Below are 20,001 nucleotides of genomic sequence, written 5' to 3'. Positions count from 1 at the left end.
TAGCTGTTTATCCCCTAACTCTATTTAAATTTGGGTGTTAGTCTAGCACTCAATTAGATGTTATTAGGGGGTATTTTATGTCAGAAGCACAAAAAGCCATTACTGAAGGAAAGGTTTCTCTAGGTATTGAATTTGGTTCAACCCGCATTAAGGCTGTTTTAATTGATGAGAAAGGCGATATTCTTTCTGTTGGCGGATTTAATTGGGAAAATCATTTTGTCGATGGTGTTTGGACTTATCCTTTAGACGAAGTTTGGACGGGCGTTCAAGCTGCTTACAAAGCATTATCCGAAAATGTGCAGCAGCAATATGGGCAACCATTGCAAAAAATAGCCAATATCGGCATTAGTGCGATGATGCACGGCTATTTAGCGTTTAATCAACAAAATGAGTTGCTTGTGCCATTCCGCACTTGGAGAAATAATTTCACTGCTGAAGCCTCTCATCAATTAACTCAACTCTTTAACTATAATATTCCACAACGTTGGAGTATTGCTCATCTCTATCAAGCTATTTTGAATAAGGAAGAACATCTACCTGAGGTTAATTTTATAACAACCTTAGCAGGTTATGTGCACTGGCAATTAACGGGCGAAAAAGTGTTAGGTATTGGTGATGCGTCAGGTATGTTTCCGATAGACTTAGCTACGCAAAACTACAATGCTCAAATGCTTTCTCAATTCGATGAACTGATTAAAGATAAACAATTTGGTTGGTCTTTATCAGATATCTTACCGAAAGTGTTAGTAGCAGGCGAAAAAGCAGGCATTTTAACCGAGAAAGGTGCATTATTGCTTGATCCAACAGGTTCATTAAAAGCGGGTTCTATACTTTGCCCACCTGAAGGCGATGCTGGCACGGGAATGGTCGCAACCAATAGTATTTCTGAGAAAACAGGCAATATTTCCGCAGGAACTTCTGCTTTTGCGATGATCGTACTACAGAAAGAGCTCTCAAAAGTGTATGAAGAATTGGGTATGGTCACAACACCAACAGGTAAGTTAGTTGCTATGGCTCATTCTAATAACTGTTCTTCAGATATTAATGCGTGGGTTGGATTATTTAAAGAAACCTTGTCAGCTCTCAATTTATCTTGTGATACAGATACCTTATACCAAACTCTCTTTTTAAAAGCCTTAGAGGGAGATGCCGATTGCGGTAATTTACTCTCTTATGGATTTTATTCGGGCGAGCATATCGTGGGGTTATCAGAAGGTTGCCCTACCTTTATGCACCCCGCCAATGCGAATTTTAATTTAGCGAATTTTATGCGAGTTCATCTCTACACAGCATTTGCGGCAATGAAGATTGGAATGGATATTTTAATGCAGCAAGAAATGGTGGAAATTACGCAAATTCTTGGACACGGCGGTATTTTTAAAACTGAAAATGTCGCTCAAAAATTCTTAGCTTCTGCCCTAGATGTACCTATTGCCACAATGCAAACCGCAAGTGAAGGCGGTGCTTGGGGCATTGCATTATTAGCTAATTATCTCAATGAACATCAAAAAGGGATTTCGTTAGACGATTATCTCAATCATCAAATTTTTAATACTACTTCTGTTTCTGTTGCAGAGCCTGATGCGGAAATCTCAGCAGGTTTTGATGCCTTTATGCAACGTTATAAAAAAGGACTAGGAGTAGTAAAAGAAGCCGTTTTAGCATTTAAAGAATAGGAGTTTTCTGATGGAATTTATTAAATCACTCGAGGCTTGGTTTATTGTTGGTAGCCAACATTTATATGGGGCTGAAGCGTTAAAACAAGTAGAAAAAGATGCAGCGGAAATTGTCGATTACCTTAATCAACAAAATCCGTTTGTCAAAATCAAACTAAAACCTGTTGCAACAACACCTGGAGAAGTGTTTGCTGTATGTAAGGAAGCGAATAATCAAGAAAACTGTATCGGTGCGATTGCGTGGATGCACACCTTCTCACCAGCCAAAATGTGGATTGCAGGGCTACAAGCATTCTCTAAACCGTTAGTGCAGTTCCATACTCAATTTAATCGCCATATTCCGTGGGATAAAATTGATATGGATTATATGAATTTGCACCAGACCGCTCACGGTGATCGTGAATTTGGTTTCCTTGTCTCTCGCCTACGTTTACCAAGAACGATAGTTGTAGGGCATTGGCAAGATGAAAGCGTATTAGATAAATTCAATCGTTGGATGCGTGTGGCGGTTGCAATTTACGATCATAAACAACTTAAGATTGCTCGATTTGGCGATAATATGCGAGAAGTTGCAGTAACAGAGGGCGATAAAGTAGAAGCTCAAAAAGTCTTTGGTTACAGCGTGAATGGTTATGGCGTTTATGAACTGGCAGAAGCGATTGATGCTATCTCTGATGAAGATGTTCGCAAATTATTGGCAGAATATGACCGCTTGTATAATGTTGAAGAGAGCTTGAAAGAAAAAGGTTCAGCAAGAGAATCATTAGAATATTCAGCTCGTATTGAAATTGGCTTAAAAACCTTCTTGGATAATGGCGGATTTAAAGCCTTTACCGATAACTTCCAAAACTTAAATGGCATTAAACAATTACCCGGCTTAGCGGTACAACGCTTAATGGAACAAGGTTATGGTTTTGGTGGCGAGGGCGATTGGAAAACCGCTGCTCTTGTGCGTGCCGTTAAAGTAATGGGATATGGCTTACCAAATGGTTCGTCTTTTATGGAAGATTACACCTACGACTTAGATGAGAAAAACCAAGTCGTGCTAGGGGCTCATATGCTTGAAGTTTGCCCATCAATAGCGAAAGAAAAATCGAAGTTAGCAATTAGACCTCTTGGCATTGGCGGTAAAGCTGACCCTGTTCGTTTAATTTTCAGCGGAAAGGCTGGTAAAGCGGTTAATGCAACAGTGGTTGATATGGGTGAGCGTTTCAGAATGGTGGTAGCGGATTTAGATGCTATCGACGCACCAAACCAAATGCCAAATTTACCTGTTGGACACGCATTCTGGAAACTCCAACCAAGCTTTGATGTTGGCACGCAAGCGTGGATTTTAGCAGGTGGGGCACACCACAGTGCTTATAGCTTGGATATCGATGCGGATATGCTCCGTACTTTTGCAGAATATTTTGGTATTGAATTTATTCACATCAATGAAAAAACGGAACTACCACAACTTAAAAATGAATTACGCTGGAATGATTTAGCGTATAAATTTGCTAAGTAAAGAGTGCGTTTTATAAAATAACCGCTTGTAAACTTAAATTACAAGCGGTCATTTTTTCCTGATTTTTTACAAACTACTTGTCCAAAATAGTTTTAATCAACAGCATTAGTGCTGCAGCATCATCAACCAATCCAAGCGGGCCTAGAATTGCTTCAGGCAGAATATCAACAGGGCTGAACATATAAATTAAGATAATTGCAATCTTAATCCATTTTATTTTGTTAGTTGGGGATTTTGTTTGGATTCTGCTCATTTGTGTTCCTATAAACTTTCTACAAAAAACGGTAACCACTCTTCTGCGGTGGTATCGTGATCAAAATTATTGACCACATCAATGCGTAAAGATTCACACACTTGATTTGCCCCTTTCGCTTTTAAGGCATCTTCAACAATATTTACCGCATTGCAGAATGTATCGTAATCAGTGCTGCCTAAGCCAATAACGCCAAATTTCATTGAGTTGAAATCAGACGTGCTATTCGCTAAATCGTCAAATAAAGGTTGAATATTTTCGGGCAATTCGCCTGCTCCGTGTGTAGAGGTAACCACAATTAAATGTGATTTCCCCTCAATATCTGAAAGGGTTGCTTGGTTGTGTAATTCTACTTCAAAGCCTTGCTCGGATAATACATCATTAATGTGGTCTGCAACATATTCTGCACCGCCTAAGGTGCTGCCTGTGATAATGCAAATAGATGTCATAATAGCTCTCTTATAAATAATTTTTGGCTATTCTAGCTAAGAAAACGTGCTTTGCAAGCGATTATTCTAAAGATTATATTTTATAACTTTTGGTTATTTTGCAAACAACAAAAAGCCAAGTAAGTTAGCTTAAAATAAACTATTGAGGAGTATTTATGCGTTTTTCTAAATCAATGTTAAGTGTTTTGTTATTGGGTTCAAGCTCTTTGGTGTTGGCAGCCCCAGCGAATACATTAATTAACTGTGTTGCAACACCTCCAATGAAACTAAGCCCTGCTATTACCAATGATGCTAACGATTTTAACGCCAGCTCTCAGCAAATTTATAACCGTCTGTTGAAGTTTAAAGATGGTGAATTAACTGTTGAGCCAAGTTTGGCTGAAAAATGGGAAATCAGTGAAGATGGTTTAACTTACCTTTTTCATTTAAGGAAAGATGTTAAATTCCATTCAAATAAAACTTTTACACCAACACGTCCTTTAAATGCTGATGATGTACTATTTTCATTTCAGCGTCAGTTAGATGCTAACCACCCATATCATAAGGTATCAGACGGCACATATTTTTACTATCACTGGATGAACCTGCCGAAAATTTTGAAGTCGGTAGAAAAAATTGATGAACATGCCGTGAAAATTACATTACATCAGCCAAATACGCCATTTTTAACCACCGTTGCTATGGATTTCCTCTCCATTTATTCAAAAGAATATGCGGATAAATTACTTGCAGAGGGTAAGCCTGAATTGCTTGATCAAATCCCAATCGGTACAGGGCCGTTTATTTTCCAGGCATATCAAACCGATCAAGATGTTCGTTATACCGCAAATGCGGATTACTTTGAGGGAAAAGCAAAGTTTGATAGGCTTGTTTTTAGTATCACGCCCGATGCAGGCACACGCTATGCAAAATTAAAAGCTGGTGAATGCGATGTGATTGATTTCCCGAATATTTCGGATATTACTCAAATGAAGCAAGATCCAAAAGTGAATTTATTAGAAAGGGAAGGGCTAAATTTAGCTTATATCGGCTTAAATAATACCAAGCCTGCTTTAAATAATGCCAAAGTTCGCCAAGCCTTGCATTATGCAACCGATAAAAAAGCGATTGTCGAGGCTGTTTATCAAGGCGGTGGCACGGTGGCAAGTAATCCGTTCCCTGATTCGGTGTTGGGCTATAATCCAAATTTACCGCAATATGAATTTAACCTTGAAAAAGCTAAAGCTCTATTAACAGAAGCCGGCTTTGCCGATGGTTTTGAAACAGAAATTTGGGTGCAGCCGGTTGTACGTCCTTCAAATCCAAATCCTCGTCGAACGGCTGAAATTATTCAGGCGGATTGGGCAAAAATTGGGGTAAAAGCCAAATTAGTTACCCATGAATGGGCTGATTTTAATAAACGCACCCGTGAAGGCGAGTTTTTTGCCGGAACTTATGGTTGGACAAGTCGCAACGGCGATCCTGATAACTTCCTCTTCCCGTTATTGAGCAAATCCAATATTCCGGGAACAAATTATGGACGTTGGAGTGATGAGAAATTTGAGCAATTATTAGCCACAGCCGTTCAAGCTCAAAACCGTGAGGAGCGGGCTAAGCTCTATCAGCAAGCCGTAGAGATAGTAAATGAACAAACGCCGTTTATTCCTCTTGCTCACGCTATCAACTATGTGCCATTAAGTAAAAGAGTTCAGGGTTTTGTGCAAAATCCGTTTGGTTATACGCCATTCTATGGGGTGAGTTTAGCGGAGTAATATGTTATACAAGCGGTCTATTTTTGCCACTTTTTTGCAAAGTTCGGTAGAGAATAGACTGCTTTTCTTTTAGAATAAGTTACCTTTCTATACAGATAAGCCTATATGAAAAAGACACTCTTTTTATCTTTCGTACTTACGCTTGCCACTCCAATCAAAGCAGATGAAAGTAATCACACTCAGATTTGTGCTGAGCAACAACATCAAATGATTGCTCATCATTTTAAGATTGCTCAAGAGCAACTTTCTGCTCGTGCTTTAGCCTCTGCCTGTAAAACTGCTCCTAACAATTCAGCGGAAACTTTAGTGAGTTATGCGGTTATAGAACCTAAATACAGCAAAGAAAATTATCAAGACGATCACGAAAACACGCCTAAATGGACGCTTTTTGTTGCTCGTGTGAATGATAATGCGATATTGCAATCGTGGGAGCAGGATATGGAGATCGATGCCTCTATTGATGTGAATGCAGATAGCCTTAAAATTGATACCGCCCGTTATATTCTAAACGACAAAGTAAGAGCTTTCGGCGTGAGGTTTAATAACGCTGCTCGTGGTCCAAGTGCTCCAGAGTATTGGGCAAATGACTATTTGATGTTATTTGTGCCAGATAACGAAAAGTTAAAACTTGTCTTTGATTATCCGATGACCTTTTGGAATATTTTAGATGATAAAGAAACCAAAACTGAAACGTCAAACCTTGTATTGCAAATGGATAACAAACAGACCAAGGGTTTCAATGATATTATTTTGAAAGCGGATATTACCCAACATATCTGGAGTACGGGGTTTTATGATATAGGCAGGGAGTTAAAATCAGAAAACTATCGCCAAGAAAAAGTGCGATTAAAATATAATGGCAGCCGTTACTCTCCAGTAGAAAAAGCAGAATGGCTGCACTAATTGCAAATTTTTGAGAAAAAATTACCGCTTGTAAGCGGTAATTTTGTTTTTTACGAAGAAATTTTGCAACGAGCTATCTCTTTTTCATAAATAGGTAATGTAAACTTAATTGCATCTTCTTCGCTCATTGCATCTGTGTCTGCTTTTGTTTTTACAAAGAATGGTTTGGTAGTAGCTTTAACAATTTCTTCTTTTTCTTCTGCTGTTGGTGGAATAAATGGTGGTAAGTTCTCATAACCCGCTTGACGTAATAGAACTTCAGCAAGTTTTTGTCCAGCACTGGTTGCAAAGAAATCATCAGCTTCTTTAATTTCTTCTTCAGTCAAGATACCTTTAAAATATGGCTCAAGTACTTCTAGATAGTTTGGATTACCCTCGATGCTACCTAAACACGCACGTTGTATTTCATTGAGTTCATATTCAGATTTAATTGAGTTTACTATCATCGCTCGATTAATAGTCACTTGAAAATCCATATAAGGGCTTTTAATAAGATATTTTTCGATATCAGCAGGATTTGCTGGAGATACAGCAAACGCTTTTTGTGAGTGCGTTATTAAAGCTGCAGAGATAACGAAAGACAAAGCAGAGAATTTAATTAATTTTTTCATCATAGAGTAGAATCCTTGTATTTAAGGGTTAAAATGAGCCTCTTATCTTATCTTATCTTATCTTATCTTATCTAGATATTTTTTTCGCTAAATAGCAAATTTTTGAGAAAAAATAACCGCTTGTAAGTAACAAGCGGTTATTTTCGTTCATTTTTTTGCAACTTAAATTAAAGAAATTTCGCTTTTAACTCTTTTACAACTGCTTTTTGTTGTGCGTTGAGTTTTGTCATTGGTTCACGGCAGTAGCCTGCTTGAACACCTTCTTCTTCTAATAAACCTTTGATGGTTTGGTATAAGCCGTTGCCTAAAATACCTTCAATTAAGTCGTTTGTAACGTGTTGAATTTCAAGTGCTTCTTTGATTTTACCTTGCTGAGCTAATTCAAAAATTTGTCTTGCACGAATACCGTTTACGTTAAAGGTTGAGCCGATTGCACCATCTACGCCTAATACCGCAGCAGGTAACATCATTTCATCAAAACCAGCCCAGATTAGGTGGTTCGGGTAGGCTTTTTTCAAGCGTTCTAATAGGTAGAAATCGCCAGCGGTAAATTTAACACCTAAGATTTTCGGGTTTTTGTAAAGCTCGCCGAATTGCTCAATCCCCATATTCACACCTGTTAGGAATGGAATAGAGTACACGATCATATTATTGCCTGTTTCTGCAATAATGGTGTCGTAGTAGTATTTGATTTCAGGGAAGCTGAATTTGTAGTAGAACGGTGTTACCGCTGATAAGCTGTCATAGCCTAATTCTGTTGCGTATTTACCTAATTCCACTGCTTCTTTTAAGTTTACACTACCCACTTGAGCGATTAAGGCAATGTCATCTTTCGCTTCATCTTTTGCAATGCGGAAGATCTCTTTTTTCTCTTCGGTTGAAAGCATAAAGTTTTCGCCCGTTGAGCCGCCAACGTATAAACCGTCCACTTTCATTTTATCGATGTTGTGGCGGATAATTTGGCGTAAGCCTTGTTCATTGATTGAGCCGTCTTCGTTAAAAGAAACGAGTAACGCACTAAAAATACCTTTTAAACTTTTCATTTGAATCTCCGGAGTTTTTGAAAGAGTTAATTTTTCTTAAAATGATGTTCTGCCCACCAAGCTGCCCCGATTAAGCCGGCATCTTGCCCTGATTTGGCATTTTCTAATGTACAGTGATAAACGGCTGGAAGTTCAGCAAGAAAACGTTGAACGAGCGGTAAATAACCTTCTGCCAAACCCACGCTGCCACCTAACACCACTTTTTGAATATCCAAGCTGATTTTTAAATCAGCAATTAAGTTTGCAATCGCTTTTGCAGATTTTTCCACTAATTCGACCGCTTGTGAGTTGCCTTGTCTGAAACGCTCAAACACCTCTTTTGGCGAACAAGGGGAATCCCATTTGCTGGCGGAGGCTTCAATCGCACGCCCTGCGGCAACGGCCTCCACACAACCGACACGCCCACAGCCACACACAGGCCCGTTCGGATCAGCCAACGTATGCCCGATATGCCCTGCAATGCCGTTTGAGCCGATTTGCAGGTCACCATTTAAAATAATGCCACCGCCGACACCTGTAGATACGGTAATAAAGACGAAATTTTTGACCGCTTGTTGGTCTTCATTTAAATATTCGGCACACACCGCCGCTTGCACGTCATTTAATAACGCAATCGATTTATCGGTATGGCGAGCAATGCTTTCTTTTAACGGAAACTCGGCTAAACCACCCAAGTTTTTCGGATTTAACGCAGTCAGCACACCATTATTGATAATGCCTGTGGAGGCAACTGCAACAAAATCAAATTGCCCTTGATAAATTTGTACAATTTCCGCAATGGCTTGATGTAAACTTTCAGCTTGATCGGCTTGGGGTTTATCGGTTGGGGTTTGAATTTGCTTGCGTTGTTCCACTTGATTGTGCTGAACAATCGCCGTTGCAATTTTTGTGCCGCCAATATCAATCGCTAAACAACGCATACTTTCCCCTATTTTTGAGCCGATTTTACAGAATCCGCAAACCAGCTAACGATATGCTCCAAGCGAGTTAATGCTGAACCAACGGTAACGTAATCTGCCCCAATTTCAATCGCCACTTTGGCAAGCTCTGGCGTGTTATAACGCCCTTCCGCCATTACATTACAGCCTGCGGCTTTTAAATCTTTCACTAATTGATAGTCTGGCTCATCTGGCACTTCACCGCCTGTATAGCCCGACATTGTGCTGCCGACAATATCAAAACCAAGTTGTTGGCAATGCAAACCCTCTTCCAAATTGGAGCAATCCGCCATTGCTAAACAACCTTTTTCGTGAATGCGTTTAACCGCCTCTTCAATGCTGACAGGGCGAGTGCGGAATGTGCCATCAACGGCGATAACATCTGCCCCAGCTTCGGCTAAGGCATCAATATCTTCTAAGAATGGGGTGATACGAACGGGGGAATCTGGCAAATCACGTTTTACAATGCCGATAATCGGCACATCAACAACGGCACGAGTTGCTTTTAAATTTTCTACGCCCTCAATGCGAATGCCTTTTGCTCCACCAATAACAGAAGCAGCCGCCATAGCAGCCACAATTTCAGGTTTATCCATCGGACCATCATCAACCGGTTGGCAAGAAGCAATCAGCCCGTTTTGGATTTTATTTAAAATAGTATGACGAGATACAGACATAATCTTTTCCTTTTTGTACTGCAAAAAGTAGCCATAGACTAGATTTTGTTTATGAAGAAATACTCCAAATAATTATAAACCTATAAATTTTTACTACAAATGGAAAAATAAGAAAATGTGAGCTAGATCTCATTTTTTGTGAAAGTTTAGAAAAAGAAATAGCCGTTAATTTTGCAACTAACGGCTATTTTTTTAGGTTTGAATTAGCACATCTGCACCTATTCCTAATTTATTGTGCAAATTTCTAATCATATTTAGGGTGAGTGGTCGGGTTTTATTAAAAATCTCATAAACCCTGTTTGGTTTACCGATAATCCCATCAAGATCTTTAATTTCCATTCCTTGTTGTTCCATTCTGAATTTGATAGCTTCTATAGGATCAGGTAAGTCAATGTGATAATGTTTGCTTTCATAATTCTCAATGAGGCTTATCATTACATCGAAATAATCTAGCTCATCGGTAGTTAATTCATCTTCACGATCAAATAAAGGCTCAACCGCCTTAAGTGCATTTTGGTAATCTGTTTCCGTTCTGATTGGAGTTATATTCATTTTTTACCTCTATAATTCGATTTCATCAGCGTTTATGCGATCATATTCGGCGTGTGTTCCGATAAATTTTATATAAACAGCCCCTAATCTAAAGGCTACTGCTATGATTAAGCGATGATCATTACCTTTAATATTAAATACAACACGTCTATTTTTCAGGATACTGGCATTTTTATATTGAGCTTTAATATCGTGAGCAGTTTGCCAATTTGCCTTTTTAACCTCTGCTACCCACGCTTTTAATGGTTGCTCTGTTTCGGGATATTTGGTGTAGTAATCAATTAAGGTTGAAGTTGAGATTATTCTCATAATTTTCCTAAATTCAAAAGTCTATCTATATGATAATCCCAATTTGGGATTAAGTAAATATATTGGAGAATTTATAGAAGTAGAAGATAAGATGATGAATTGGCGGAAGTGTATGGGAGTCGAACCCACCCGAGAACGCTGGCGTCCTCAACAGGATTTGAAGTCCTGCCACCTCACCAGAGATGACACACTTCCGAATGTGTAGCAATATTGTACTTTATTTATTAGAATAATCCAAAACATTCTCTCGATAAAATTTTATGCAACAACTATTCCGACAAATTCCCTCACTCGACCTACTTCTGAAAAAGCCACAAGCGGTCGAATTATGCCAAAAATTTGCTTATTCTACGGTTGCAGAACAAGCACGATTATTGATTAACCAAGCCCGTCAATTTATCGCTCAGCATCAAGCATTACCGAGCTTTATCTCAGAGGAAAAGGCATTTTTCTCCATATTAGAAAGCAATCTGCAAGCCTTAAGCAACGTTAAGATCAGAACTGTTTTTAATTTAACAGGCACGGTGCTGCATACTAATTTGGGGAGAGGATTGTGGTCGGAAAAAGCGATTGAAGCTGCCACAAACGCAATGCGACAAAACGTTGCGTTAGAATTTGATATTGATGAGGGCAAACGCTCGCATCGAGACAATTATATATCCGAACTTTTGCAAATCTTAACGGGGGCGGAGGCAGCTTGTATCGTAAATAACAATGCCTCTGCGGTGTTGTTGATGCTCGCCACTTTCGCACAAGGTAAAGAGGTTATTGTTTCTCGCGGTGAACTGGTTGAAATCGGTGGATCATTCCGTATTCCTGATATTATGGCTCAAGCAGGGTGTAAATTGGTGGAAGTCGGCACAACTAATCGCACTCATTTAAAGGATTATCGCAACGCAATCACTGAAAACACTGCCTTTTTGATGAAAGTTCACACGAGCAACTATCATATTGAGGGGTTTACTAGCTCAGTATCGGAAGAAGAGCTAGTCGCACTCGGTAAAGAGTTTAATCTGCCTGTGATTACCGATTTAGGCAGCGGCTCGCTTACCAATATGCAGGCACTCAATTTACCCGCGGAGCCAATGGTGCAACAAAAAGTGGCAGCAGGGGTGGATTTAGTTTCTTTCTCGGGCGATAAATTATTGGGTGGGCCTCAAGCGGGCATTATCGTGGGGAGTAAAGCGATGATTAGCCAACTGCAACAGCACCCACTTAAACGAGTGTTACGTTGCGATAAAGTGATTTTATCCGCCCTTGAAGCAACGCTCCGCCACTATTTATTCCCTGAAAAATTAACGGACGATTTACCGACGCTTAATTTGCTCACACAATCGCTCGAGGAGTTACAGCACAAGGCAGAACGCTTGAAAAACGCCTTAAACAAGCGGTTAAATGCCGATTATATTTTGCAAATTGAGCCGAGCCCCGCTCAAATTGGCAGCGGTGCATTGCCTTCGGAAAGATTGCCATCGGTGGCAGTAACGATTTCCGCTGAAAAACAGCGCGATTTACTTGCGTTAGAAAAACAGTTCAAAACCTACCCAAGCCCCATTATTGGACGCATTGCACAGAGTAAAATGTGGTTGGATTTAAGATCGGTGGCGGAGTTTGAAAAGTTGATTGAGATGTTGGGATATTAGTGACGGTAGGGACAGGTCCTGTGCCTGTCCGATAAATTACAGAAACAGAATAAGATAAAGGAATCCTTATGGATCTACACCACATTCGGGAAGACTACACCAAAAAAGTGCTTTCTATTAAAGATTGCCATTCAAGCCCAATCACCCAGTTTGAGCAGTGGTTGAGTGAAGCTATTAATACGAAAGTGAATGAGCCGACTGCAATGAATATTGCGACAGTTGCAGAGAATGGTCGCCCGAGTAGCAGAATGGTTTTACTGAAAGAAGTTAATCCACAGGGTTTTGTCTTTTTTACCAATTATCAGAGCCGAAAAGGGCTGGAAATTGCTGAAAATCCGTTTGGTTGCTTAACGTTCTTTTGGTCGGAATTACAACGTCAAGTGCGGGTGGAAGGGCGAATTGAGAAAATTCCAGAGGCGGAGTCTGATGCTTATTTTGCCTCTCGTCCTTATACTAGCCGTTTAGGGGCGTGGGCGAGCGAACAAAGTCTGCCGATTGAAAACTACAAAGCGCTATTGTTGAAATCTGCCAAGTTTGCATTGCAATTTCCACTTGAAGTACCTCGTCCTCCGCGTTGGGGTGGTTATATTTTGATTCCAGATTGTATTGAATTTTGGCAAGGAAGAAGTAGCCGCTTGCACGACCGTATTCAGTATAAGTTAGTATCAGGGGCGTGGGAAAAGGTGAGGTTATCGCCCTAAGTTCTGATTTTGAATTTGGTATAAAGAAAGATAGAATATTGGGAGAGCTTTATCTGTAAGGGGGCTATATGGAACTGACGTTATCACACGAATTATCTCAGTTAGATCAGAAAAAAAGTTTTTATACTGATGATGAATTGGAATTGCTAGATAAATTAGAAAAAGGCTTAGTGGAAACTAAATCTCACGATCAGGTAATGGAAAATCTGCGTAAAAAGCTAGGATTAACTGAAAAATGATGAAGTTTGATTACAACATTGTTTGGTTAGAAAAAGCAGAAATTAAATTACTCCATCAAGCGGATTATATTTTGCAACAATCTCAAAATCCGATTATTGCAGAACAATTTTATGACGCAATCAAAAGCGAAGTGGATAAACTTTCCTATACGGCAGATGTTTATCGGCTGCGTAAGAAAAAAGAAATTCCGATTTTAAACGGTAAATATCAAGTAAAATTCCTGATTGGTCAGGAAAATGTTTATATTGTGGATTTTAAATCTGCTCGCCAAAATAGTTACTAATTTATAAGGACTATCAATGATTATCTGTACTGCTGGCCACGTCGATCACGGCAAAACCTCTCTTTTACACGCCTTAACTGGCACGAATACTACCCATTTACCCGAAGAACAAAAACGTGGACTGACGATTGATTTGGGCTATGCTTATTTACCCATTGAGAACGATATTTTAGGTTTTATTGATGTGCCGGGGCATCAGCGTTTTTTATCCAATATGTTGGCTGGACTTGGCGGAATTCATCACGCCTTGTTGGTGATTTCTGCCGAAGAAGGGATTAAGCCGCAAACCGAAGAGCATTTAGACATTCTCCGCCTGCTGAATTTTCAGCACATTATGATTGTGATTACTAAAGCTGATCGAGCTGAAGAGTCGCAAATTCATCAGCTAATTGAGCAAGTGAAAACCGCTTATCCGTTTTTAGCAGAATCGAAAACTTTTATTACTTCAGCGAAAACCTTGCAAGGTATTAAGGAACTAAAGGCGTATTTAATTGAGATTAATCAGCAAAACACTCAAATAAACAAACCGTTTCGTTATGCCATTGACCGTGTGTTTAATGTGAAAGGGGCTGGATTAGTGGTAACTGGCACAACGGTGGCAGGGCAAGTGAGAGTTGGTTCAGTGCTATTTTTATCGAACGGTAAAAAAGTGCGTGTGAAAGCCATTCATGCCCAAAATACGCCATCGGAAACGGGTTCTGCTGGGCAACGTTTGGCGTTGAATATCGCTAATGTAGAAAAAGAAGAAATCAAGCGTGGCGATTGGATTACCGAGCTTGAGCCAACATTTGCGACCGATCGCATTACCGTCCAACTTACCGCTAACCAAGCCTTCAAAGAGAATAGCATTATTCACTTGTACCATTTCGCCTCGCATATTACGGGTAAACTCAATTTACTTGAGGGCAAACAAGCGGTCAAAAATCAGCAATTTTTTGCAGAAGTGATTCTAGACGAGCCGTTGCATATTGCCATAAACGACAAACTGATTATCCGAAATGGAGATGATAGCCAAACATTAGCGGGGGCGGAGGTGCTAGAGATCCACTCACCCAAACGCCACAAACGCACCGATGAACGTTTGGCATTGGTAAAAAATTTAGCAAAAACGACCGCTTGTAATGATTTTGCCGCACGTCTTAATCTCTATCTGCAAAAAAAAGCCATTGATTTGCCATTGCTATTATGGGCGGAGCAATTGACTACGAAAGCGGTGGCAAAATTAGGGTTTGATGTCTCTTCAAAATGGCTATTTAATCACGAATTTAAATCCCAAGCCCAACAACGGGTGATAGAAAACATAACAACCTATCACCAACAACATCAAGATCAAATAGGCGTCACCAAAGCACGGCTTTATCGTATAGCATTATTGGATTTGCCCGAAAGTTTAGCCAATCAATTTATTGAAGAGCTAGTGGCAGAAAACCGATTAGCAAACAGCCGAGGCTGGTTACATTTGCCTGAACATCGTGTTGAACTTAATGCAGAAGAGTTGCAAATGTGGCAACAAATTCGACCGCTTTTTGAGGCAACTAACCAAGCACTTTGGGTGCGTGATGTAGCAAGCCAGCTTTCTGTAGAGGAGGTGCAAATGCGTAATCTTTTATATAAAGCAGGAAAATTAGGCTATCTTATTCCTATTGTGAAAGATCGCTTTTTATTAAGTGAACAAATCAGTGAATTCGCGACCTTAATTAAGCAGTTTGTGGCAAAACAGGGAGCGATTTCAGTCAATCAATTGCGTGATGAATTAGGCTATGGGCGAAAATTAACCGTGCAGTTAATAGAATATTTTGATCGTTCAGGCTTTTTAAGACGTAAAGGTGATGTACATTTGTTAAGAGATTGTGAAACTTTTGCCTCAAATTAATCAAGAATAGAATTTTTTTATTATTAAAAATAAATTTACTAATTTAAAAATCTGTGTTAAAACTCAAAACCCAAGAGGCAAATGCAACTCAAAGAAGTTTCGTATCTCTTATGGTGTTTGGAGCGGTGGCTCAAAAAACAAAATTCTTATTTTCCCTCTTATTATTTAGGAGTTAAAAAATGAAAAAATTAGTCAAACTTTCTTTCCTTGCAAGCCTTGTGATGGGAACAGCGTCAGTTCAAGCCGCTGAAACGTTTGTGACTATCGGTACGGGTGGTCAAACGGGGGTTTATTATGTGGTGGGGCAGTCTATTTGTCAGTTAGTAAACCGTGATACGGCAAAAACTGGGGTGAAATGTAATGCGCCATCAACGGGCGGCTCGGTGGCAAATTTAAATGCGATTGCAGTGAAAGAAATGGATATGGGAATTGCTCAATCAGATTGGCAATACCACGCTTATAATGGTTCAAGCTCATTTGAAGGTAAGAAAAACGATAAAATCCGTGCAATTTTCTCTCTTCACCCAGAGCCATTTACGGTAATGGCTCGTACTGATGCGAACATTAAATCTTTCGATGACTTAAAAGCAAAACGTGTAAACGTGGGCGATCCGGGTTCTGGTACTCGTGCAACAATGAATGTTATCTTAGCGGCAAAAGGCTGGACGGATAGAGACTTCAAAGTAGCATCAGAATTAAAACCAGCAGAAATGGCGTCTGTAATGTGTGATAACAACTTAGATGCGATCACTTACAACGTAGGTCACCCAAATGGCGCGTTAAAAGAAGCTGCAGCGTCTTGTGATGCGAAATTGGTACCGGTAACAGGCCCTGAAATCGATAAATTAGTGGCTGATCATTCATACTATGCAAAAGCAACTATTCCGGGCGGTTTATATAAAGGTTCTGATGAGCCAACAGAAACCTTCGGTGTATATGCAACTTTAGTAACTTCTGCTGATGTTGATGCCGATAAAGTGTATAACGTAACTAAAGCGGTATTTGATAACTTCGACCGTTTCAAACGTTTACACCCAGCATTTGCAAATTTAAAACAAGATGAGATGATTAAAAATGCACTTTCAGCTCCATTACATGAAGGTGCTGTGCGTTACTACAAAGAGAAAGGTTGGATTAAATAATCCATATTTATCTTAGATTTATGCTTAATCAGCACGTTTTTTAGCGTGCTGGTTTTTTGCATTTATAAGGCTGTTGATAATTTATCGATTTTTCCTTTTGATCGATAAGTTATCCATAGTATTTTATTTAGCAAGCGGTGTTTTTTCCGAGAAAATTTGCAAATTTTTTATAAAATATGACCGCTTGTTTTTTTGAGGAATCTATTATGTCGGTTGAATCTAAAGCTGATTACGATGACCTACAAGATATGGTCGCTTCAAATGATACAGGCGGTCGAACACCGTCTGGCTTGGCGAAGAAAGCCATTGTGTATGTCGCTATTCTTTGGTCTATCTTCCAAATTTACTACGCTTCTCCGTTGCCATTTGTTTTTCAAGAATGGCTTACCCAAGCAGGTATTAATTTGAACGTGGTGGTAGATGATACCAAAGCTCGTTCTATCCACTTAGCCTTTGCAATGTTCTTGGCTTTCCTGTCTTATCCTGCCTTTGCAACCTCGCCAAAGCACCGTATTCCAAAAGTTGATTGGGTGTTTGCAATAGTGGGCGCTTGCTTAGCGTTGTACTATATTTTCTTCTATGAAGGATTGGTAAAACGCTTTGGCGCACCGAATACGCAAGATATTATTGCAGGCTGTTTGGGGATTTTATTGGTGCTTGAAGCCACTCGCCGTAGCCTTGGCTTGCCACTTGTGATTATTGCGATGGTATTCTTGGTTTATAATTTCTTTGGGCAGTATTTTCCTGCTGATTGGATTGTAAGCCATCGTTCTGGTTCTCTTTCTCAAATCATTAACCAGCAATGGATTACTACCGAGGGGGTGTTTGGTGTTGCTCTTGGGGTTTCAACCAAATATGTGTTCCTGTTCGTACTATTCGGAGCATTGCTTGATAAAGCAGGAGCAGGTAACTATTTCATCAAAACTGCCTTTGCCTATTTAGGGCATTTGCGTGGTGGCCCGGCGAAAGCGGCGGTAGTTTCTTCTGCATTAACAGGCTTAATTTCAGGCTCATCAATTGCAAACGTGGTAACAACGGGTACGTTTACGATTCCAATGATGAAGCGTGTAGGCTTTACCAAAGAAAAAGCAGGGGCAGTGGAAGTTGCCTCATCGGTAAACGGGCAAATTATGCCGCCGGTAATGGGGGCTGCGGCGTTCTTGATGATTGAATATGTGAATATGCCGTATAGCCAGCTCATCACTCACGCATTCTTACCGGCGTTAATATCGTATATTGCCTTAGTTTATATCGTGCATTTAGAAGCCTGCAAAATGAACTTGCAAGGCTTACCTAGAGTTGAAGAACCAAGCCCGATTTTAGTCTTCTTGTTAAGAACAGTAGCCTCAATTTTAGTGATTGTAGGTTTAGCCATTGGGGTTTACTACGGTTTAGGTTGGATTCGTAATGTGGCAGAAGATTATGCTTTCATTATCGTTTGTGCTTTCTTAGGCTTGTGGTATTTACTGGCTATTCGCCGTGTAGCAAGCTACCCTGATTTAGAAGCGGACGATCCAAATTCAGACATTGTTGCTCTACCAAAAAGAAAACCGACAGTAAATGCAGGCTTACATTACCTCATTCCTGTTGTTGTGTTGCTTTGGTGTTTAATGGTGGAAATGCTTTCTCCGGGCTTATCCGCGTTCTGGGGAACAATTACCTTAATTTTCATTCAATTAACCCAACGCCCGTTACTTAATTTCTTCCGCAAAGAGAGCGTAACGAAAGAGATTATTAAACAAGGTGTTCGAGATGTGGTCGATAGCCTTGAGGCAGGTGGTCGTAATATGACGGGTATCGCCCTTGCAACCGCAACCGCAGGGATTATCGTAGGTGTTGTGGCATTAACAGGCTTTGGTGTACAGCTCTCAAGCGTGATTGAATTCCTATCAATGGGCAACATTGTATTAATGTTGATTTTGGTTGCCATCTTTAGCTTAATTCTCGGTATGGGCTTACCAACCACCGCAAACTATATTGTGGTGTCATCATTAATGGCAACGGTTATTGTGGAAGTGGGCCGCCAAAACGGTTTAATTGTGCCACTCATTGCGGTACATTTATTCGTGTTCTACTTCGGGATTATGGCAGATGTTACCCCTCCTGTAGGCTTAGCCTCTTTCGCAGCGGCGGCAATTTCAGGTGGTAGCCCGATTAATACAGGTATGGTGGCGTTTAAATATAGCTTAAGAACCATTATTTTACCGTTCTTGTTTATCTTTAATACTGACTTGTTATTAATTGACTTGCGTTATCCGGGGCACGGATGGGTGGTGTTTATTACTGCAACCATTGGGGTTCTTGCCTTTACTTCGGCAACAATGCAATACATTGTGACCAAAAATAAATGGTGGGAAACCGCATTGCTTGTGGTTGCTGCATTTGCCTTGTTCCGTCCGGGCTTCTTTATGGATAGAATTTATCCGTCAGAACGCCATATTGAGCCGGTACATTTTGAAGAACAACTACTTGAAAGCAAAGTGGGTCAAAATGTTACCTTAAAAGTAGAAGGGCTAAACCCTTACGGTAAAGAAATTGAGTTCTATGCTCAATTACCTGTACCAGAAGGCTCAACTGGCGAAGAACGTTTGAAAAACTTAGGTTTAACGCTTATTCAAACTGATGAGAAAATCGAAGTTGATGGCGTAGAAACACCAAAAGTGGTAATCGATATGGTAGAAATTGATTCTCCTGCCGCAAAAGCAGGCTTAAACTGGGATCAAACCATTCACTATGTTGCTGTGCCACAAGATGCTCCGGCAAAAGATTGGATTTTCATTCCAGCTTTATTACTGGTGTTCGGCATTGTGGCAAACCAACGCCGCAGAGTGAAAAAACAGTAAGATATCTCCTTACTAGCGAAAGTCTCTCCCTTATGGGAGAGACCGATTAAATCGCTCAATGCAATTTAATTAAGGAGAAAAAATGCAAAAATTTATAAAAAAATGACCGCTTGTCTTTTCAAAAGCGGCAGTAAAAGGAAATAACGATGTATAACAAAATTCTTATTGCTATTGATTTAGCAGATCTTAAAAGTGCGAAATATGCAGTTGATACGGCATTACAGATTACCGCAAAAAATCCAAATGCGGTTTATCGTGTTGCTTCTATTATTGAACCTGTGGATAACAGCTTAATTTCTGCTTTTTTACCAAAAAACTTTGATAAGGAAGTGGTAAAAGAGGCAAATGAAAAACTGCACGAATTTACTAAAACCCATTTCCCAGAAGGTTCAAAAGTGCAACACATTGTGGCGTACGGCACCATTTATGAAGAAATTTGCCGTATTGCTGATGAAAAATCGGTAGATTTAATCTTAATGCTGGCAAGCAGTAAACCAAACTCAAAGGGGCTAAGCTCGAATACAGTAAAAGTTGCTCGTAATACCAGCAAGCCAATTTTAGTTTTAAGATAATCTCGCATTCAGTTACAATAGTGCCATTCTGTCGA

At 39.9% G+C, this 20,001-nt stretch carries 20 protein-coding genes and 1 tRNA gene; 12 read left to right on the top strand and 9 right to left on the bottom strand.

Annotated elements, in window-relative coordinates:
* The first annotated feature begins 77 nt into the window (after nucleotides 1-77).
* Entirely contained in the window at nucleotides 78-1,676 is a 1,599-nt protein-coding gene (locus ACERCG_RS01145) for a xylulokinase (protein ID WP_373610254.1), read from the top strand.
* Nucleotides 1,677-1,686: 10 nt separating this feature from the next.
* On the top strand, nucleotides 1,687-3,183 hold the full coding sequence (araA, locus tag ACERCG_RS01140; RefSeq protein ID WP_373610253.1) for an L-arabinose isomerase: 1,497 nt from the start codon (nucleotides 1,687-1,689) through the stop codon (nucleotides 3,181-3,183).
* Between the two features lie 73 nt (nucleotides 3,184-3,256).
* Here araA and ACERCG_RS01135 read toward each other — a convergent pair whose 3' ends face one another.
* Both ACERCG_RS01135 and mioC read right to left on the bottom strand, forming a co-directional pair.
* Nucleotides 3,257-3,436 carry a DUF1232 domain-containing protein gene (locus ACERCG_RS01135; protein WP_373610252.1) on the bottom strand — a complete coding sequence of 60 codons (180 nt, stop codon included), beginning with the start codon at nucleotides 3,434-3,436 and terminating at the stop codon, nucleotides 3,257-3,259.
* A gap of 8 nt (nucleotides 3,437-3,444) precedes the next feature.
* Entirely contained in the window at nucleotides 3,445-3,888 is a 444-nt protein-coding gene (gene mioC, locus ACERCG_RS01130; protein ID WP_373610291.1) for an FMN-binding protein MioC, read from the bottom strand.
* A gap of 152 nt (nucleotides 3,889-4,040) precedes the next feature.
* On the opposite strand from mioC, the gene ACERCG_RS01125 reads away from it, so the two are divergent.
* Nucleotides 4,041-5,636 carry an ABC transporter substrate-binding protein gene (locus ACERCG_RS01125; RefSeq protein ID WP_373610251.1) on the top strand — a complete coding sequence of 532 codons (1,596 nt, stop codon included), beginning with the start codon at nucleotides 4,041-4,043 and terminating at the stop codon, nucleotides 5,634-5,636.
* Between the two features lie 105 nt (nucleotides 5,637-5,741).
* A complete protein-coding gene (locus ACERCG_RS01120; protein WP_373610250.1) occupies nucleotides 5,742-6,539 on the top strand; it encodes a hypothetical protein in 798 nt (265 codons plus the stop codon).
* A 50-nt stretch (nucleotides 6,540-6,589) separates the two neighbouring features.
* On the opposite strand, the gene ACERCG_RS01115 is transcribed toward ACERCG_RS01120, so the two are convergent.
* The 7 genes from ACERCG_RS01115 to ACERCG_RS01085 form a co-directional block, all read right to left on the bottom strand.
* The gene (locus ACERCG_RS01115; RefSeq protein ID WP_373610249.1) at nucleotides 6,590-7,153 is read right to left on the bottom strand and encodes a hypothetical protein; all 564 of its coding nucleotides are present in this window, start codon (nucleotides 7,151-7,153) and stop codon (nucleotides 6,590-6,592) included.
* A gap of 164 nt (nucleotides 7,154-7,317) precedes the next feature.
* Complete coding sequence (nanA, locus tag ACERCG_RS01110; protein ID WP_373610248.1) at nucleotides 7,318-8,193, bottom strand: N-acetylneuraminate lyase; 876 nt, start codon at nucleotides 8,191-8,193, stop codon at nucleotides 7,318-7,320.
* Nucleotides 8,194-8,219: 26 nt separating this feature from the next.
* Nucleotides 8,220-9,113 (bottom strand): N-acetylmannosamine kinase, encoded by an 894-nt coding sequence (locus ACERCG_RS01105; RefSeq protein ID WP_373610247.1) that lies wholly within the window; start codon nucleotides 9,111-9,113, stop codon nucleotides 8,220-8,222.
* An 8-nt stretch (nucleotides 9,114-9,121) separates the two neighbouring features.
* Entirely contained in the window at nucleotides 9,122-9,808 is a 687-nt protein-coding gene (locus ACERCG_RS01100) for an N-acetylmannosamine-6-phosphate 2-epimerase (protein ID WP_373610246.1), read from the bottom strand.
* 192 nt (nucleotides 9,809-10,000) lie between these two features.
* Entirely contained in the window at nucleotides 10,001-10,360 is a 360-nt protein-coding gene (locus ACERCG_RS01095; protein ID WP_373610245.1) for a type II toxin-antitoxin system HigA family antitoxin, read from the bottom strand.
* A gap of 9 nt (nucleotides 10,361-10,369) precedes the next feature.
* Nucleotides 10,370-10,669 (bottom strand): type II toxin-antitoxin system HigB family toxin, encoded by a 300-nt coding sequence (locus ACERCG_RS01090; RefSeq protein ID WP_373610244.1) that lies wholly within the window; start codon nucleotides 10,667-10,669, stop codon nucleotides 10,370-10,372.
* 100 nt (nucleotides 10,670-10,769) lie between these two features.
* Nucleotides 10,770-10,864, bottom strand: a tRNA-Sec gene (locus tag ACERCG_RS01085).
* Nucleotides 10,865-10,929: 65 nt separating this feature from the next.
* Here ACERCG_RS01085 and selA point away from each other — a divergent pair.
* The 8 genes from selA to ACERCG_RS01045 all read left to right on the top strand — a co-directional run bounded on the left by selA (nucleotide 10,930) and on the right by ACERCG_RS01045 (nucleotide 19,966).
* Complete coding sequence (gene selA, locus ACERCG_RS01080; protein WP_373610243.1) at nucleotides 10,930-12,312, top strand: L-seryl-tRNA(Sec) selenium transferase; 1,383 nt, start codon at nucleotides 10,930-10,932, stop codon at nucleotides 12,310-12,312.
* 68 nt (nucleotides 12,313-12,380) lie between these two features.
* Nucleotides 12,381-13,013: a pyridoxamine 5'-phosphate oxidase gene (gene pdxH / locus ACERCG_RS01075; protein ID WP_373610242.1), complete on the top strand. Its 633-nt coding sequence runs from the start codon at nucleotides 12,381-12,383 to the stop codon at nucleotides 13,011-13,013.
* A 68-nt stretch (nucleotides 13,014-13,081) separates the two neighbouring features.
* Nucleotides 13,082-13,252, top strand: coding sequence for a hypothetical protein (locus tag ACERCG_RS01070; RefSeq protein ID WP_192919070.1), 171 nt, complete (start codon nucleotides 13,082-13,084; stop codon nucleotides 13,250-13,252).
* On the top strand, nucleotides 13,249-13,536 hold the full coding sequence (locus tag ACERCG_RS01065; RefSeq protein WP_373610241.1) for a type II toxin-antitoxin system RelE/ParE family toxin: 288 nt from the start codon (nucleotides 13,249-13,251) through the stop codon (nucleotides 13,534-13,536). Before ACERCG_RS01070 ends, ACERCG_RS01065 begins: the two co-directional genes overlap by 4 nt.
* Nucleotides 13,537-13,552: 16 nt before the next feature.
* Nucleotides 13,553-15,409 carry a selenocysteine-specific translation elongation factor gene (gene selB / locus ACERCG_RS01060; protein ID WP_373610240.1) on the top strand — a complete coding sequence of 619 codons (1,857 nt, stop codon included), beginning with the start codon at nucleotides 13,553-13,555 and terminating at the stop codon, nucleotides 15,407-15,409.
* A gap of 179 nt (nucleotides 15,410-15,588) precedes the next feature.
* Nucleotides 15,589-16,551, top strand: coding sequence for a TAXI family TRAP transporter solute-binding subunit (locus ACERCG_RS01055; RefSeq protein WP_373610239.1), 963 nt, complete (start codon nucleotides 15,589-15,591; stop codon nucleotides 16,549-16,551).
* 206 nt (nucleotides 16,552-16,757) lie between these two features.
* Nucleotides 16,758-19,394 (top strand): TRAP transporter permease, encoded by a 2,637-nt coding sequence (locus ACERCG_RS01050; RefSeq protein ID WP_373610238.1) that lies wholly within the window; start codon nucleotides 16,758-16,760, stop codon nucleotides 19,392-19,394.
* Nucleotides 19,395-19,540: 146 nt separating this feature from the next.
* Nucleotides 19,541-19,966: a universal stress protein gene (locus ACERCG_RS01045; RefSeq protein WP_373610237.1), complete on the top strand. Its 426-nt coding sequence runs from the start codon at nucleotides 19,541-19,543 to the stop codon at nucleotides 19,964-19,966.
* Nucleotides 19,967-20,001 lie beyond the last annotated feature (35 nt).

Source organism: Mannheimia sp. E30BD, from assembly GCF_041807785.1.
Lineage (GTDB): Bacteria > Pseudomonadota > Gammaproteobacteria > Enterobacterales > Pasteurellaceae > Mannheimia.
Note: the sequence above shows the minus strand (reverse complement) of the source record. Positions and strands in the feature narration are given on the sequence as shown.